We start from the raw sequence: 14,942 nt of genomic DNA on the forward strand, positions 1-14,942 counted from the left end.
TCATTGCGCTATTCAGTCCTGGAGGCCGGCCGCGCGGCCCGCCGCCACCAGCTGCTCGATCAACGCAGGGTTGGGAAGGAACCGACGCAGCACCTTGGCCGGATCGGCGACCAGCTCGGGAACATGGGCCTGGATGTCGGCAAGCGCCGCCTGGCGCGCCTGCGGCGAGCCGTCCGCCCCTCCGGCAATCAGCCCGAGCAACGCGGCCAGTGGATGATCCGGGAGGTTGACCCGCTTGATCAGGGTGCGCATGACGGCGTCGTTGCGGACCTGGAAGGCGGCCAGCGCCAAGTAGAGATCATACCAGGGCGGATAGGCGGCGTTGTGGGCGGCCGCGTCCTCGATCAGCCGGGCCCCCTGCTGATACTGCCCGGTCACGATCAGGATCATGCCCTGCAAGGCGCGCACGTCGGTATCGAGCGGGTTCAGCGTCATCGCCCGCTTTCCGGTCTCGATGGCGCGCTCCACCTGTCCGGTGGCGAAGTAGCTCATCTGCAGGGCCTGCTGCGCCCGGGCGCTGGTCGGCGCGAGCTGCACCGCCATGGCGGACGCCCTGGCCGCCTTCGCGACGGCGGGGCTGTCCGGGCTCACGCCGAAGGCGAGACCATCCTCGTCGAGATAGGTGAATGTCAGCATCGCGTAGCCGAGCGCGTAGGAAGGATAGCGCCGCGTCAAGGCTTCCAGGCAGTCTCGGATCTCCGTCTGCGACGCCGCCTCGAAATCCCGCCAATAATCGAAAGAGCGAATAAGGCACGAATAGCCGTCGTCGGGACTGTCGCTACTGGCGAGACGATCCGACAGGACCACGCCATAGGGCTGGGCGATCGCCACGGCGACATCCCCGACCAGTTCGTCGATGGCGAGCGAAGGCTGGATCGGATTGCGCGGCACGGCCTGCTTGGACGACCATACCACCCGGCCGGTCTGGCGATCCGTCAGCAAGATAGCGGCGCTGATCTCCGCGGGCGTCGCGGACAGCGTGCCGCTCACCACGTAATCGGCATCGCCGTCCAGTCGGGTCACGACCGTCAGCTCGTCGAAGCGGGCGAGCGCGGTCGCCATCTTCGCGGCGAGTTGGCTTCCCGAGACGCCGATCGCGAGTTCATTGGCAACCGCGAAGGGCGCGACGTAGATCCGCGGCGCCAGCGGCTTCACCGCCGGCAGGTCGGTCGACGTGACGCTGGCAGCGCTGTGCGGACGGACAACCGCCGTCCCGCGCCCATCCGACTGCCGCAGAGCGAACAGGCCAGCCGCAGCCAGAAGAACCAGCGCGGCCAGCCCCGCCACGGCCCATGTCCGCCAATGGCTGGCTCCGCCGGCTCGTCCAGGCGCCGGAGCTTCTGGGGAGGCCGATCCGCCGCCGTCCTCGACCGCCTGGTCCTCCGGCGACGGCGCCTCCGTGGCCAGCTCGCTGTACTCGAAGCGCGGGACATAGGACCCACGCGGGATCGTCAACCTCCAGCGCGCGTCGCCCCCTTCCCCCTGATAATAGGTTTCGAGCGCCCGGCGCAGCCTTCCCGCCTCCACCCGCACGATCGGGTCGACCGACGGGTCGAAGGATTCCGGCCTTCCCAACGCCTCGGTGGCGATGCTGTAGGCCTTGATGCGGTCGCCCTCTCCGGCGAGCGTCTTCTCGACGATGTAGGCGAGGAACAGGCTGAGCTGGCGCGACGACGAGAAGGCCTGGGACGCCTGGATCGACGCCAGCGCCGTCCGGATCTCTTCCTCCGTCGGCTGCAAAGGCAGCGCCACGGCCGGGGTCACGATCTCGCGGCTCATCGCTTCACCGTCTGGCCGCCGACGCCCGCAGCCCGCAGCGCCGTCTCCATTCGCTGGGAGAAGGGCGAAGCCGGGAATTGCTGCCGCAGGGCCGCCGCCAAGTCCTCGGCGAAGAGCGGCATCGCCTGGTAGAGCCGGCGCCAGGCCTCATCCCGCGCCTCGGTCTGGCCGAGCAGATCCTCGGCGAGGATCCGGGCGATCAGGCCGAACGGCTGGAGCGGCACATTGGCCGCCACCGCGCCGCGCATCGGATTGGGCTCGGTTCCAAGGCCGAAATGCGCGAGATATTCCAGCGCGTCATAGATCGAGGCGTGGGCTGGATCGATCCGCCGCGCGATCGCCGACTGGGCCAGAGCCTGGTCGAAATAGCCGGAGACCAGCAGGGCCAGCACATATTGCGAGCGTGCCAGGGGATCGAGCGGATTGGCGCTGATGGCGCGCAGGCCCATGTTGCGCGCGACTTCCAGGTCGCCCTTGCCGAGCGCCACCGCCGCGGTCGCTGTCATGGCGCGGACATTGGCCGGCTCCAGCTGCAAGGCCCGGCGGGCCAATCCATCCGCCTCCGCCAACGCGGCGAGCGCAGCCTTGTGGTCCGGATCAAGCCGGAATGCCTCGATGAAGAGAAGCGCGCGCGATGCCACCGCGTTCGCGAAGGTCGGATAGCGCTCGATCATCGCCCGCAGGCAGGCATCGAGACGCCGCCATTGGCCGTCATTGAAGCGATAATGCTGCAGTTGCGCGCCGATCATGCAGTCATAATCGGCAAGCAGCCCGTGCGCGGCCTCGTCGCGCGCCAGATGCTGCGCGATGGCGCCGAACTGGGGAGCGACCGCCGTCGTCGCAATGGCCACCAGGCGATCAACGCCGCCCCCCGCCGCGTGGTCCTCGGGCGTCAGGACGACGTCGGCGCTCCAGATCACCTCCGCGGTGTCCGTCGCGGAGAGACGCATCGCGACATTGATCCTCGCGCCGGCCTGGGTGATCTCGCCGTCGAGCCGGAAATCGGCCGGCTCGGCTCCCCGCGAGAGGACGCGCAACTCCGGAAAGCGGGCCAGCGCCACGGTCAGCGTCGCAACGAGCTCGCGGCCTCGCTCCGCCACGTCGCCCGGCGCATGGATGGCAAAGGGCATGACCTCGATGCTCGGCAGATTGGGCGCGTCCGCCATCCTGGAAGCGACCGGCGCGTCTCCGGCCGCCGCGACGGGCGGCGACGGCTCGTCCGGGCCGCCCAAGCGGGTCGACGTGCCGATCCAGGCGATCGCGATCGATACGAGCGCCAACGCCAGGATGACGAGCGCGAACCGGCCGCGCCAAGGCGCGCCGCGGCCCGCCGACGGCGCGCGGCCAGCAGGCGTGGCCGCATCCGCCGGCGCGCCGGCCCCGGCGTCGGAAGCGGGAGCGGCGGCGCGCTCGAAACGGGGCACATAGGACCCGCGTCCCATCACCAGACGGATCGCGTCCTCGGCGCCATTGCCGGCATAGTAGGCGCCCAGCGTCCGACGCAGGCGATTGGCTTCGACCCGCACGATCGGGTCCCGCTGGGAGTCGAACCCGACCGGGCGCCCCAGGACGGCCGATCCGATATTCTGCCCCTTGAGAAGATGGTCGTCGCCGGCGAGATGGGTCTGGACCACATAGGTCAGGAACGCGCTCAATTGCGGCGATGCCACGAACTCCGGGCTCGCGAGAACCTTGCTCAGCGCGGCGCGAACGTCGGCGGGCGGGATCTCCGAATCAGCAAGGGAACGCGGCACGACGGTCGCAGACGGGTCGCTCAACGCAAATCCCCGTCGAGCGCGGCCAGCGGCCAGGCGATGGCATGAGGCAGGTTCTCTCGCCTCCACGCTTTCCGGCCGGCCGCATCCTCGTCCATGACTGCCTTCTCCGTCCGGAGGACGTTTCCCGCTTCCTGTCGGCAAATCCCGTTCGATGCCGTGGAAGCTGCAAGGCGCCCAAGCACCTCAACCGAGCATTGCAAGAACGAAGGAATCAACCGAGACATCAACAAAATCATAAGCTTGGGTATCACGGCCCACGGCGGCCCCGCACCGGCAAATCGGAGCGGCACTGCGTTTTCAACCGCTCCTTCCGTTACGCCAACCGGAAGTGCCCTCATGTCGATACCCGGACCGCCGAAAGCCATGGCGCAGTTTGACGCAGCGGCACCACGGCACGCGCGGCGGGCCGAGCTTGACCCTCGCGGGCGGAAGCAATACGCCCGGTCGCATGACCAACACGACCTCGCCTCTCCCAGTCGCCGGACTGTCGGACCTCGCCGCCCAGTATCCCGTCGTTCTCAGCGACGTCTGGGGTGTCATCCACAATGGCGTCCGCGCCTTCGCGCCCGCCTGTGAGGCGTTGCGGCGCTACCGCGCCCAGGGCGGCATCGTGGTGCTGATCACCAACGCGCCGCGCACCCACCAGCATATCATCGATCAGATGACGGGTCTCGGCGTCGGGCGCGACTGCTATGACGGCATCGTCACCTCCGGCGACGTCACGCGCGGCCTGCTCGAGGCGCGCGGCGCGGCCAAGACCTTCCATGTCGGCAACGAGCGCGAGAAGTCGCTCTATGACGGGTTGCCGCTGCAGCTCGTGGGCGAGGACGAGGCCGAGCTGATTTCCTGCACGGGTCTGTTCGACGACAGCGTCGAGACGCCGGACGACTACGCCGGCCGGTTCGAGGCCTGGCGCAAGCGCGACCTGCCGATGATCTGCGCCAACCCCGACATCGTCGTGGAGCGCGGCGACCGCTTCGTCTGGTGCGCGGGGTCGCTGGCGCAGCGCTACACCGCGCTCGGCGGCACGAGCGCCGTCGCCGGCAAGCCCAACCCGCCGATCTACGAAGCGGCGCTGCGGAAGGTGGCCGAACTCAACGGCGGCGCCGTATCGCGCGAAAAGGTGCTCGCAATCGGCGACGGGGCGCCGACGGACCTGCGCGGCGCCTGCCAGGAGGCGATCGACGTCCTGTTCGTCACCGGCGGCATCCATTCGGCCAGCTTCGGCCCGGAGGAAAGCCCCGAAAAGGACGCGGTGCATCGCTTCCTCGTCGAGAACGAGCTCGGGGTCCGGGCCTATATCCCGCACCTCGCCTGGTAGACCGGCCGGGGTGCGGCGCCGCCGCCCAGCTCCCGAAACACGTCTTGACCATGTCGAGGCGAACCGTCAGTTTCCGGCCGCAGCCGCCGCGACCACACGGGCCGGCTGAACGGGAGCCATCATGACCAGCGCCACCGCGCATCTGCCCCCCGCGCGCATCCTGCCACTCGACGCCATCCCGGCGGAGTTCCGCGGCGGCGCGGTGGCGATCGGCAATTTCGACGGCGTGCATCGCGGCCATCAGGCGCTGCTGGAGGCCGCGCGCAGCGAGGCTAGCGCGCGCCAGGCTCCGGCACTGCTTCTGACGTTCGAACCCCACCCGCGCAGCTTCTTCCGGCCGGACGAACCGACGTTCCGGTTGACGAGCGTCGAGGCCAAGGCGCGCCTTGCGGCCGCGTTCGGGCTCGACGGTATCGTCGTCGCGCCCTTCGACCATGACTTTTCGCAGACGTCGGCGGCCGAATTCGTCGAGCGCATTCTGATCGGCCAGCTCGGCATCGCCGCGGCGATCATCGGCCATGACTTCCAGTTCGGCCACGACCGGCTCGGCTCCCCCGCCTTCCTGGCTCATGAAGGAACCCTGCGGGGCTTCGCGCTGTCGGTGCTCGGCGCCGTGATCGACGATCAGGGCAGCGCCTTTTCGTCGAGCCGCGTACGGCGACACCTGCATGAAGGCGAGATCGAGGCCGCGAATGCCGAGCTCGGCTATCGCTGGTTCGTCATGGGCGTCGTCCAGCATGGCGACAAGCGCGGGCGCGAACTCGGCTACCCGACCGCGAATGTCCGCCTGCCCGCCGATTGCGGCCTGGCGCTCGGCATCTATGCGGTGACGCTGACGCGCGCCGACGGCACCACGCGGGACGGCGTCGCTTCCTACGGCCGCCGCCCCACCTTCGACAATGGCGCGGTGCTGCTGGAAGTGCATGTGTTCGATTTCGACGAGACGCTCTATGACGAGACCGTCGCCATCACCTTCCATCGCTTCCTGCGCGGCGAGGAGCGCTTCGACACGATCGACGCGCTGATCGCGCAGATGGATCGCGATTCCGAAGTCGCGCGCCGGATCCTGGCCGAGGCCGGGCCCGGCACGTCGCTCGACCAGCGCCTCGCGCTGATCGCGCCCACCGCTCCGGTTGCTCCCCCGCCGGGCATCCGCTAGAAGGACGCGAAAGACCGTGCCGGAATTTTGCCTGCTTTTCTGCCTTTACCAAGACAGACTAAGGTGTGCCGATTCGAGCGCGCCCCAGGAGTGACCGATCGACATGCCTGCATCGACTGTTCAGCGTTTCATGCTTCTGCCTGTTGGCGCCCTGCTGGCGACGGCCCTCGCAGGCTGTTCGGAGACCACCTACGGCACCGGCGTGTCGCCGGAAAAGCAGACGCTGACGGACGTGATGAGCATCGCCAGCCTCGGCTCCGACGATCGTCCGCCGATCGACTACAAGCCGCGCGGCGGCATTGTCGTCCCGCCGAACAAGAGCCTGCCGCCCCCGGTCGAGACCGCCTCGGCCGCCGGCGGCACGATGAACTGGCCCAACGATCCCGACGTCGCCAAGCGCAAGAAGCGCGAGAACGACGCCGTCGCGCCGAACAGCGAAGGCGCCCCCAACCTCAAGCTGGCGCCGGGCCAGACCTCGTTCAGCCGTCGCCAGGAAGAATATGACGAGGCGCGTCGCGCCGAGGGCAAGAAGGCCTGGCAGAACATGCGCAGCAGCCGCGGCGGCTCCTTCGACGCCAACGGCAACCCGACCCGCAAATACCTGACCGAGCCGCCGGTCACCTATCGCGAGGGCGATCCGAACGCGCCGGTAGTCGAGCCGCCGAAAACGAAGAAGAAGTTCGACGTCAGCAAGCTCTGGCCGTTCTAGAAGCGGACCATCCCATCAACGGGCGCCTCGGGCGCCCGTTTTGTATTTGGCCCTAGCGCACGACGACGCGGGCGCCGACGTCGACCCGCTCGTAGAGATCGACGACATCCTCGTTGCGCATCCGGAAGCAGCCCGACGAGACGGCCTTGCCGATCGTCCAGGGCTCGTTCGAGCCATGGATGCGATAGAGCGTCGAGCCGAGATAAAGAGCCCGCGCGCCGAGCGGATTGTCGGGGCCGCCCTCCATGCGCACCGGCAGGCCGGGCCGGCGCTTGCGCATCTCCGCCGGCGGCACCCAGCTCGGCCACTCCGCCTTGCGCGTCACCTTGTGCGTGCCGACCCAGTCGAACCCCGCCTTGCCGACGCCGACGCCGTAGCGGCGGGCGCTGCCATCCGGCTCGACCAGATAGAGATAGCGCGACGCCGTATCGATCACGATCGTGCCCGGAGCCTCGGAGCTGTCATAGGAAACGACGGTCGGCAGGAAGGCCGGATCGAACTCGCGACGGGCCGGCTTGCGCGACTTGGGCGTCGCTGGTCGCGCCGTCAGGTGCGCCGACTCCACGGCCGGACGCATGCGCTGCACCCGCTTTTCGCCGCCGCGTTGCCGATAGCGCGGCATCTCCCGATAGTCGGGCTCCTCGACCAGGACGGGCGCGCGCGGCGCGTAGCGGTCATCCGCCCGGGCGGCCACCGTCCCGCCGGATATCGCAATGCCGGTCAGGGCGAGGACGGACAGAACGATCGATCGCAACAGGCTTGGCATGGAACTTCCCGCATTGGCGGCCCGAAAGGCGCATGCCAGCCTGCGCCGCATCGGCCAAGCAAACGTAAACCGCCGGGCAATGTCGACGGCCATGGTGAACAAAAGCTTAGGGACATGCGGGTACGCGCTTGCCGCGCGATGGCGAAGAACGCTAGAACGATGAAGAACAAAAAGTGAACCGATAGAGGTGCCGATCATGCCCCTTCCCGACGGCCTCTTTGCGGCCGAGGACGGCCTGCCCCGCTGCTGGTGGTCGAGCGGCACGGTGCAATATCAAGCCTATCACGACCAGGAGTGGGGCCGCCCCGTCACGGACGACAAGCGCCTATTCGAGAAGCTCTGCCTGGAGGGATTCCAGTCGGGCCTGTCCTGGCTGACCATCCTGAACAAGCGGGAAAACTTCCGCCGCGCCTTCGCCGGCTTCGATCCCGCCGCGATCGCGCGCTTCGACGACACGGATGTGGAGCGGCTGCTCGGCGACAGCGGCATCGTCCGCCATCGCGGCAAGATCGCGTCGACGATCAACAACGCCAAGCGCGCGCTCGAGCTGATCGAGACGGAGGGATCGCTGGCCGCCTATATCTGGAGCTTCGAGCCACCGGAGAGCGAGCGCCCTGCCCGCTTCGTCAAGGGCGACATGCCGGCCACCTCGCCGACGTCGGTGCGGCTATCGAAGGACCTGAAGCGTCGGGGCTGGAGCTTCGTCGGGCCGACGACGGTCTACGCCTTCATGCAGGCGATGGGGCTGGTCAACGATCACCTCGACGGGTGTCATTGCCGAACGGAGGCCCTGCGGCTGCGCCAAGAGCTGACGCCACCGGGCCGAACAGCGGTCCTACTGTCTCAGTAGCCGCCGTAGGAGCGACGACCGCGGCGATCGAGGTCGCGCTGGATCATCTCGAGATCGATGAGATCGCCGGCCTGGGCCAGGCGCTCGGCTTCGGGATCGAAGTTCACGAAATCAGACCAGCTGCGACGCAGCTTCTTCAGGGACTTGAACATCGACGTCACTCCCGCTGTTGGGACATGACGTCAAGGTAAGCCGATTTCGCTGCATTGCAAAATCATATATCGCAATGCAGCAATGCGAAGCGCGCATGGCGGGCGCTGGCTGGCGCCGCCACGCTCAGGCCTGAAGCGGCGCGAGGGGCTCAGGACCGGCCGTCGATGCGACCCAGCAGATGCTCGGCCAGCGGGCTGGTCGCCGCGAACACGGTATCGAGACGGCTGACCGCGACCGTGCGCGCGCCGGCTCCGGTGCGAAGCCATTCGGCACAGGCATAGACCTTGCCGGCCGGGCAATGCAGCAGCAGATGGCCGGCCGACAGACCGAACGGCGTCGTCGCGCCGAAGCGGTCGGCGGCGACCTTGGCCGCGCCGTCGACATCGGCGACATCGGCGCGGATCTCGCGCAGCGAGCGCCCGGCCGCCTCGGCCTCGATCCGGTCGAGGATCGTGCGCAACGCGCCGCGCGCGGCGCCGCTCCAGTTCGCCGAAAGGCTGGCGACCAGATGCGCCTCGGACTGCAGGATGACGCCGTCGCCGACGATCTTCAGCGCATTGGCGGCCAACGTCGAACCGGTCGAGGTTATATCGACGATCAGGTCGGCAGCGCCGGAGGCCGGCGCGCCCTCGGTCGCGCCGAGGCTCTCGACGATGCGATAATCGGCAATGCCGTGCTGGGTGAAGAAGCGGCGGGTCAGGTTGACATATTTCGTCGCGACGGTGAGCCAACGACCATGCCGGGCGCGGAAGTCCGCCGCCACGTCATCGAGATCGGCCATGCAGCGAACATCGATCCAAGCCTCGGGGACCGCGACCACGACATCGGCGTGACCGAAGCCGAGCGGCAGGACGAGGTCGAGCCGTTCCGCGAAATCGGAAACCTCTTCCTCGACCAGATCGCGGCCGGTGATGCCGAGATGGACGGAGCCGGCGGCCAGCTCGCGGGTGATCTCGGACGCCGACAGGAAGGCGACCTCAACGTCGGGCAAGCCGCCGATGCGGCCGCGATAGCTGCGGGCACTGCCCTCCTGCACGACGGGCAGGCCGGCGCGGGCGAAGAAGGCGTTGGCGTTTTCCTGCAGCCGCCCCTTGGAGGGAACGGCGAGAACGAGCGGGGCGTCGGTCATGCCGTCACTTCCTTCACGCGATCGAGCCAGAGGGCGAAGCCGACGGCGGGCACCGTCGACTTGGCGCCGAGCAGCGGCATCAGCCGGTCGTAGCGGCCACCACCGACCACCTGCTGGCCGGCCGGCAGCGCCTTGTCGTAGATCTCGAAGACAAAGCCCGAATAATAGTCGAGGCGACGGCCGAAATCGGCGGCGAAGTCGAGCCGCTCCAGATCGATGCCGCGCCGCGCGAGCCCTTCGGCGCGCTTCTCGAAGCCCTCGATGCTGTCGTCGATGGCGAGCTTTTCCTCGACCGCGAGCGCCTTCAGATCGTCGAGCACCGCCATCGGCTTGCCGACGATCGACAGGAAGCGACCGAGCACGGCCTGGGCCCGCGCGTCGAGACCGCCGCCGGCGGCCAGCGCCGACTGCTCGAGGAAGCGATCGGCGATCTCGCCGGCAGACCGGCCGCCGACCGCGCGGATGCCGGCAATCGACAAGAGATCCTCGACGACGCGATGCGCGGCGGCATGGTCGGTACCGTCCAGCGCGGCGAGGAAGCCGGCATGGGCGGGCGCCTCCGCGGCATCCCCGCCGGAAAGGCGCTGGATGGTGGCGTCGAGCCGGGCGCGGTCGCCGAAGGCGCGCGCCAGGCGACGCTTCCAGACGGCTGCGATGCCGAGTTGCTCGATCACGGCGGCGAACAGCATGGAATCGCCGATCCGGACGATCGGCTCGTCGAGGCCGTAGAGGCGGACCGCGTCGAGCGCCAGCGCCAGCACGTCGGCGTCGGCCGTGATGCGATCGGTACGGCCGAGGGATTCGATGCCGGCCTGCAGGAACTCGCCATTCGCGCCGCCTGGGCGCTGGCGGAAGACGGGACCGAGATAGGCATAGTCGGCGGCGCGGTGCGCGTCGCCCATGGCGAGATGCTGCAGACAGACCGGAATGGTGAATTCCGGTCGCAGGCACTGCTCGCGCCCGTCGGCGCTGGTCGTCAGATAGAGGCGGCGGCGCAGGTCCTCGCCCGCCACGTCGAGGAAGACGTCGGCGTCCGAGACGATCGGCGGCTCGACGAAGCGGTAGCCCGCCTCGGAGAGAAGAACGCGCAGTTGCGTCGTGTCGACCATGTCGCTTACCCCGCTTGCCGCGCGAGGATCTCGCGCACCGTTGCGACCAGATCCGCCTCCGGCACCTCGACCTGAGCCGGCCGCGCCTCGCGCCAGGTGGCGTTGTCGGAGATCTCGGCCGACATCTGCTTGCCGAGCGCCAGATCCTTGACCTGAACGACACCCTTCGCCTTTTCGTCACCGCCCTGGATGACGACGCAGGGCGCGTTGCGCTTGTCGGCGTATTTCAGCTGCGCCTTCGGGCCGGAGCCGCCGAGATAGAGCTCGGCGCGGATGCCGGCGTCGCGCAGGTCCTTGACCATCTTCTGGTACTCGCCGACCCGGTCGCGATCGAAGATCGTGACGACGACAGGACCGATCTCGTCTTCGTCCGAGATCTTGCCGAGCGCCGTCAGCGCCGCCATCAGGCGCGAAACGCCGATGGAGAAGCCGGTGGCGGGAACCGGCTCGCTGCGGAAGCGGCCGACCAGGCCGTCATAGCGACCGCCGCCGCCGACGGAGCCGAAGCGGGCCGGCTCGCCCTTTTCGTTGACGGTCTCGAACAGCAGCTCGGCCTCGAAGACGGGACCGGTGTAGTATTCGAGGCCGCGCACGACGGAGGGATCGATCTTGATGCGATCGGCATAGCCGGCCGCCGTGGTGATCCCGGCGATCTGGTCGAGTTCGTTCAGGCCGTCGATGCCGGACGGGCCGAGTTCGATGTGCTCGCGAATGCTGGCGACCGTTGCCTCGTTGCCGACACTCGACTGCGCGGCGACATACTGCAGCACGGTCTCGACGCCGGCCGCGTCCAGGCCCGCGCCCTTGGTGAAGTCGCCGCTCTCGTCCTTGCGGCCCTCGCCGAGCAGCAGCTTGACGCCTTCGGGGCCGAACTTGTCGAGCTTGTCGATGGCGCGCAGCACGGTGAGCCGCTTGCCGGCGTTCTCGTCGCCGGCGAGGCCGATCGCCTCCATGACGCCGTCGAGCACCTTGCGGTTATTGACGCGGATGACATAGTCGCCGCGCGCAATGCCCAGGGCCTCGATCGTGTCGGCCATCATCATGCACATCTCGGCATCGGCTGCCGGCGACGCCGCGCCCACCGTATCCGCGTCAAACTGCATGAACTGGCGGAAGCGGCCCGGGCCCGGCTTCTCGTTGCGGAACACCCAGCCATTGCGGTAGCTGCGATAGGGCTTCGGCAGCTTGTCGAAATTCTCGGCGACGTAACGAGCGAGCGGCGCCGTCAGGTCATAGCGCAGGCTCAGCCACTGCTCGTCATCGTCCTGGAACGAGAACACGCCCTCGTTCGGGCGGTCCTGGTCGGGCAGGAACTTGCCAAGCGTGTCCGTATACTCGATGAGCGGCGTCTCGACCGGCTCGAAGCCGTAGAGTTCGTAGACGCCACGAATCGTGGCGAGCATGCGGTCTGTCGTCTTGATCGCGCCGGCATGGCGATCGACGAGCCCACGCGGCAGGCGCGCCTTCAAGGCGTTCGTCTTGTCTTTCTCGGCCATGTCGTCGATCCCGTCTCTCACGCGATACCAGTCGTACCGCTTCAACCGGCACAAAACGTACCGTGTCCAGCGGCGGTTTCGTACCGCATCGACCTTGAACGGGCAACCTCGCGCGCCAATGACGCTCCATAGCAAAAGGCCGCCCGGAGGCGGCCTTTTCCACATCATGATGAGCGGTCGGCTCAGAAGGCGCGGCCGAGCTTGGCGTCGACCGAATACTCGTTGCCGCCCTTGAAGACGAAGTAGAGGGCCGCGAAGAACCAGAGCGAGGCGAACTCGAAACCGCCATTCGACATGAAGAAGCCGTTGCCGAGATGCACGGTCAGCGTCGCAACCGCCAGGATGACGGCCGATACCAGCGCCGCCGGACGGGTCAGGAAGCCGATCGCGAGCAGCAGGCCGCCAAAGAACTCGCCGGCACCGGCAAGCGTCGCCATCAGCACGGCCGGCTCGAGGCCGATCTGGCTGAAGAAACCGGCGGTGCCGGAAATGCCGCCGCCGCCGAACAGGCCGAACAGCTTCTGCGCGCCATGCGGAACCAGCCAGAAGCCGACGACGAAGCGCAGCAGCGCCTCGAAAACCGGGGTGGCCGCGTAAACCCCGCCAAAGGCGGGCACAATCAACTTCTCGGAAGTCGTATCGGTCATGCCATTCTCCAATCGCCCGACGGGCTTTGAGACTATCTGACGAGGAACCTACAGCAGCCGATCATGTCTCGAAATATTGCCAGTGAACGACACACCGTTCAGCGAGGAGAGACAATTCCAACGATCGTCCGGATCGCAGAACGATTTTTCAGACCGGCGCCAAGGCCGGTTCCGCCCGCTCGACCAGGACATGACTGCCACCCCGATTCTCGACCAGTTCGAGGAAGCGGTCGTGCAGCGCCGTCAGGCTCGTGCGGTGGCCGATCGAGATGATCGTGGTGCCGGGCAGCCGATTCCGGATCAGGTCATAGGCCGCCGCCTCGGCCTTCTCGTCGAGCGCGCTCGTCGCCTCGTCCAGCAGCAGCCAGTCGGGTTGCGCCAGGATGGCGCGGGCGATCGCCACGCGCTGCCGCTCGCCGCCGGACAGGCGGTTGCCCCAATGGGCGTCCTCATCCAGATGCTGAATGAGGCGGGACAGCCCGACCGCGGCGAGTACGTCGGCCGCCCGCTCGGTCGGGAGCGTCTCGGCAGGCTCGGGGTAGGCGAGCGCGGCGCGGATGCCGCCGAGCGGCATATAGGCATCCTGCGGCAGGATCAGCAGATTGGCGCCCTGCGGGATGTGGATCGCGCCATCTCCGAACGGCCAGACCCCGCCAAGCGCCCGGAACAGGCTCGTCTTGCCGGAGCCGGACGGCCCGGCGACCAGCACACGCTGCCGCGGCTCGACCCGAAGCTCCGGCACCTGGACGATCTCCCGCCCGTCCGGGAGCCGAACCGCCAGATCCCGGATCACGAGCGCCGTCTCCCTTCCATCCTCCTCGAGCGCCGGTCCCGTCCGCTCCAGATCCTCGGCATGCGCGATCGCGTTCTCGAAGCCGTCGAGACGATCGACCACCGCCTTCCAGGCGGCCAGGGTCGAATAGGCGGTGACGAAGAAGGACAAGGCCGCCTGCACCGTGCCGAAGGCCGAGGCGACCTGCGTCAGTCCGCCCAGCTCGATCGTGCCGGCGAAATAGAGCGGGCTGATCAGGATGAAGGGAAAGATCACCGCGAGCTGGTTGTAGCCGGCGGTCAGGAAGGTCAGCCGCTTCGTCCGGCTCATGATCTGGTAGAAGTTCCGCAACACCGCGCCGAAGCGATGGTCGAGCTCGGCGCGCTCGGCCGGTTCGCCCTTCAGCAGCGCCACCTCCTCGGCATTCTCGCGCAGGCGGACCAGCGCGAAGCGGAAATCGGCCTCGTATCGCTGCTGCTGGAAGTTGAGCGCCACCAGCGGCTTGCCGATCCAGTGGGTCAGCGCCGTGCCGAGGATGGCGTAGCCGAGCGCCAGCCAGACCAGATAGCCGGGGATGGCATAGGGCTGGCCGAAAATGATCAGCGGCGCCTGAGCGGACAGGCTCCAGAGGATGAAGACGAAGGTGACCAGCGTGACGATCTGGCCGAGCAGCGCCACGCCGATCGACAGGAAGCCGTCGGTGAAGCGGTCGGTATCCTCCGCGATGCGCTGGTCGGGGTTGTCGGCCGGGTTTCCGGCGAGCCGCATGCGATAATGCGTGCCATGCGACATCCAGCCGTCCAGATAGCGATGGGTCAGCCAGTTGCGCCAGCGGATCTGCAGCCATTGCGCGAAGTAGATCTGGTAGACGGTCGTGATGATCGTCAGCCCGGCGATCCAGGAGAATACGACAAACATCTGGTAGAAGAAGGTCGTCCAGTCCTTCTTCTGCAACGCCGTATAGAAATCATTGTTCCAGTAGTTGAACTTGACGTCCAGCCAGACATTGAACAGGCGCAGGCCGACGACGACGCCGAGCAGGCCGAGGGCGATCCACATTTCGGAGGAGCGAAAATAGGGAAGCGCGATCCTGAGGACCGTCGCCAGCGCCGATGAAAGCTTGCGCATGTAGTTCTCCAGACAGCGCAGGTCGCCTGTTTATCCGGGTCACTATCGCGACGGCCGTCTGACGACGTGATTGCCGCCGCGTTACCGAACCTTAATGAGCGCCATCGACAATGCAGGCTCTGTGATCGCGTTCACAATCACGGCCC

Annotated in this window: 13 protein-coding genes; 4 read left to right on the top strand and 9 right to left on the bottom strand. The window is 67.7% G+C overall.

Going from position 1 to position 14,942, the window contains the following annotated elements:
• Positions 1-12: 12 nt before the first annotated feature.
• Both G539_RS0114370 and G539_RS0114375 read right to left on the bottom strand, forming a co-directional pair.
• Entirely contained in the window at positions 13-1,779 is a 1,767-nt protein-coding gene (locus G539_RS0114370) for a hypothetical protein (protein WP_029075817.1), read from the bottom strand.
• Positions 1,776-3,557, bottom strand: coding sequence for a hypothetical protein (locus G539_RS0114375; protein WP_029075818.1), 1,782 nt, complete (start codon positions 3,555-3,557; stop codon positions 1,776-1,778). The genes G539_RS0114370 and G539_RS0114375 overlap by 4 nt, the downstream gene beginning before the upstream one ends.
• A gap of 448 nt (positions 3,558-4,005) precedes the next feature.
• Here G539_RS0114375 and G539_RS0114385 point away from each other — a divergent pair, with 448 nt between their 5' ends.
• The 3 genes from G539_RS0114385 to G539_RS0114395 all read left to right on the top strand — a co-directional run bounded on the left by G539_RS0114385 (position 4,006) and on the right by G539_RS0114395 (position 6,746).
• Positions 4,006-4,878 (top strand): TIGR01459 family HAD-type hydrolase, encoded by an 873-nt coding sequence (locus G539_RS0114385; RefSeq protein ID WP_029075820.1) that lies wholly within the window; start codon positions 4,006-4,008, stop codon positions 4,876-4,878.
• A gap of 121 nt (positions 4,879-4,999) precedes the next feature.
• Positions 5,000-6,037 carry a bifunctional riboflavin kinase/FAD synthetase gene (locus G539_RS0114390; RefSeq protein WP_029075821.1) on the top strand — a complete coding sequence of 346 codons (1,038 nt, stop codon included), beginning with the start codon at positions 5,000-5,002 and terminating at the stop codon, positions 6,035-6,037.
• Between the two features lie 130 nt (positions 6,038-6,167).
• Positions 6,168-6,746, top strand: a complete 579-nt coding sequence (locus G539_RS0114395) for a hypothetical protein (protein WP_029075822.1) — start codon at positions 6,168-6,170, stop codon at positions 6,744-6,746.
• A 52-nt stretch (positions 6,747-6,798) separates the two neighbouring features.
• Here G539_RS0114395 and G539_RS0114400 read toward each other — a convergent pair whose 3' ends face one another.
• Positions 6,799-7,512: a L,D-transpeptidase gene (locus G539_RS0114400; protein WP_035831402.1), complete on the bottom strand. Its 714-nt coding sequence runs from the start codon at positions 7,510-7,512 to the stop codon at positions 6,799-6,801.
• 196 nt (positions 7,513-7,708) lie between these two features.
• Between G539_RS0114400 and G539_RS0114405 the strand changes: the two genes are divergently transcribed.
• Positions 7,709-8,362 (top strand): DNA-3-methyladenine glycosylase I, encoded by a 654-nt coding sequence (locus tag G539_RS0114405; RefSeq protein WP_029075824.1) that lies wholly within the window; start codon positions 7,709-7,711, stop codon positions 8,360-8,362.
• Here the strand turns inward: G539_RS0114405 and G539_RS27100 are convergent.
• The 6 genes from G539_RS27100 to G539_RS0114435 form a co-directional block, all read right to left on the bottom strand.
• Positions 8,356-8,514: a hypothetical protein gene (locus G539_RS27100; RefSeq protein ID WP_156911982.1), complete on the bottom strand. Its 159-nt coding sequence runs from the start codon at positions 8,512-8,514 to the stop codon at positions 8,356-8,358. The two genes, G539_RS0114405 and G539_RS27100, sit on opposite strands and share 7 nt — an antisense overlap.
• A 149-nt stretch (positions 8,515-8,663) precedes the next feature.
• Positions 8,664-9,644 carry an ATP phosphoribosyltransferase gene (gene hisG / locus G539_RS0114415; RefSeq protein ID WP_029075825.1) on the bottom strand — a complete coding sequence of 327 codons (981 nt, stop codon included), beginning with the start codon at positions 9,642-9,644 and terminating at the stop codon, positions 8,664-8,666.
• Positions 9,641-10,753 (bottom strand): ATP phosphoribosyltransferase regulatory subunit, encoded by a 1,113-nt coding sequence (locus G539_RS0114420; protein ID WP_029075826.1) that lies wholly within the window; start codon positions 10,751-10,753, stop codon positions 9,641-9,643. Before G539_RS0114420 ends, hisG begins: the two co-directional genes overlap by 4 nt.
• Positions 10,754-10,758: 5 nt before the next feature.
• Entirely contained in the window at positions 10,759-12,249 is a 1,491-nt protein-coding gene (gene hisS / locus G539_RS0114425; RefSeq protein ID WP_029075827.1) for a histidine--tRNA ligase, read from the bottom strand.
• Positions 12,250-12,431: 182 nt separating this feature from the next.
• Entirely contained in the window at positions 12,432-12,896 is a 465-nt protein-coding gene (locus tag G539_RS0114430; RefSeq protein WP_029075828.1) for a DoxX family protein, read from the bottom strand.
• Positions 12,897-13,044: 148 nt separating this feature from the next.
• Positions 13,045-14,796, bottom strand: a complete 1,752-nt coding sequence (locus G539_RS0114435; RefSeq protein WP_029075829.1) for an ABC transporter ATP-binding protein/permease — start codon at positions 14,794-14,796, stop codon at positions 13,045-13,047.
• Positions 14,797-14,942: the final 146 nt, after the last annotated feature.

The organism is Kaistia adipata DSM 17808 (assembly GCF_000423225.1).
Taxonomy (GTDB): domain Bacteria; phylum Pseudomonadota; class Alphaproteobacteria; order Rhizobiales; family Kaistiaceae; genus Kaistia; species Kaistia adipata.

Excerpts from the sequence above, each read along its gene's own strand:
- G539_RS0114370 (WP_029075817.1), bottom strand. The coding sequence starts at position 1,779 with ATGAGCCGCGAGATCGTGACCCCGGCCGTGGCGCTGCCTTTGCAGCCG.
- G539_RS0114385 (WP_029075820.1), top strand. The coding sequence starts at position 4,006 with ATGACCAACACGACCTCGCCTCTCCCAGTCGCCGGACTGTCGGACCTC.
- G539_RS0114390 (WP_029075821.1), top strand. The coding sequence starts at position 5,000 with ATGACCAGCGCCACCGCGCATCTGCCCCCCGCGCGCATCCTGCCACTC.
- G539_RS0114395 (WP_029075822.1), top strand. The coding sequence starts at position 6,168 with ATGCTTCTGCCTGTTGGCGCCCTGCTGGCGACGGCCCTCGCAGGCTGT.
- G539_RS0114400 (WP_035831402.1), bottom strand. The coding sequence starts at position 7,512 with ATGCCAAGCCTGTTGCGATCGATCGTTCTGTCCGTCCTCGCCCTGACC.
- G539_RS0114405 (WP_029075824.1), top strand. The coding sequence starts at position 7,709 with ATGCCCCTTCCCGACGGCCTCTTTGCGGCCGAGGACGGCCTGCCCCGC.
- G539_RS27100 (WP_156911982.1), bottom strand. The coding sequence starts at position 8,514 with ATGTTCAAGTCCCTGAAGAAGCTGCGTCGCAGCTGGTCTGATTTCGTG.
- hisG (WP_029075825.1), bottom strand. The coding sequence starts at position 9,644 with ATGACCGACGCCCCGCTCGTTCTCGCCGTTCCCTCCAAGGGGCGGCTG.
- G539_RS0114420 (WP_029075826.1), bottom strand. The coding sequence starts at position 10,753 with ATGGTCGACACGACGCAACTGCGCGTTCTTCTCTCCGAGGCGGGCTAC.
- hisS (WP_029075827.1), bottom strand. The coding sequence starts at position 12,249 with ATGGCCGAGAAAGACAAGACGAACGCCTTGAAGGCGCGCCTGCCGCGT.
- G539_RS0114430 (WP_029075828.1), bottom strand. The coding sequence starts at position 12,896 with ATGACCGATACGACTTCCGAGAAGTTGATTGTGCCCGCCTTTGGCGGG.
- G539_RS0114435 (WP_029075829.1), bottom strand. The coding sequence starts at position 14,796 with ATGCGCAAGCTTTCATCGGCGCTGGCGACGGTCCTCAGGATCGCGCTT.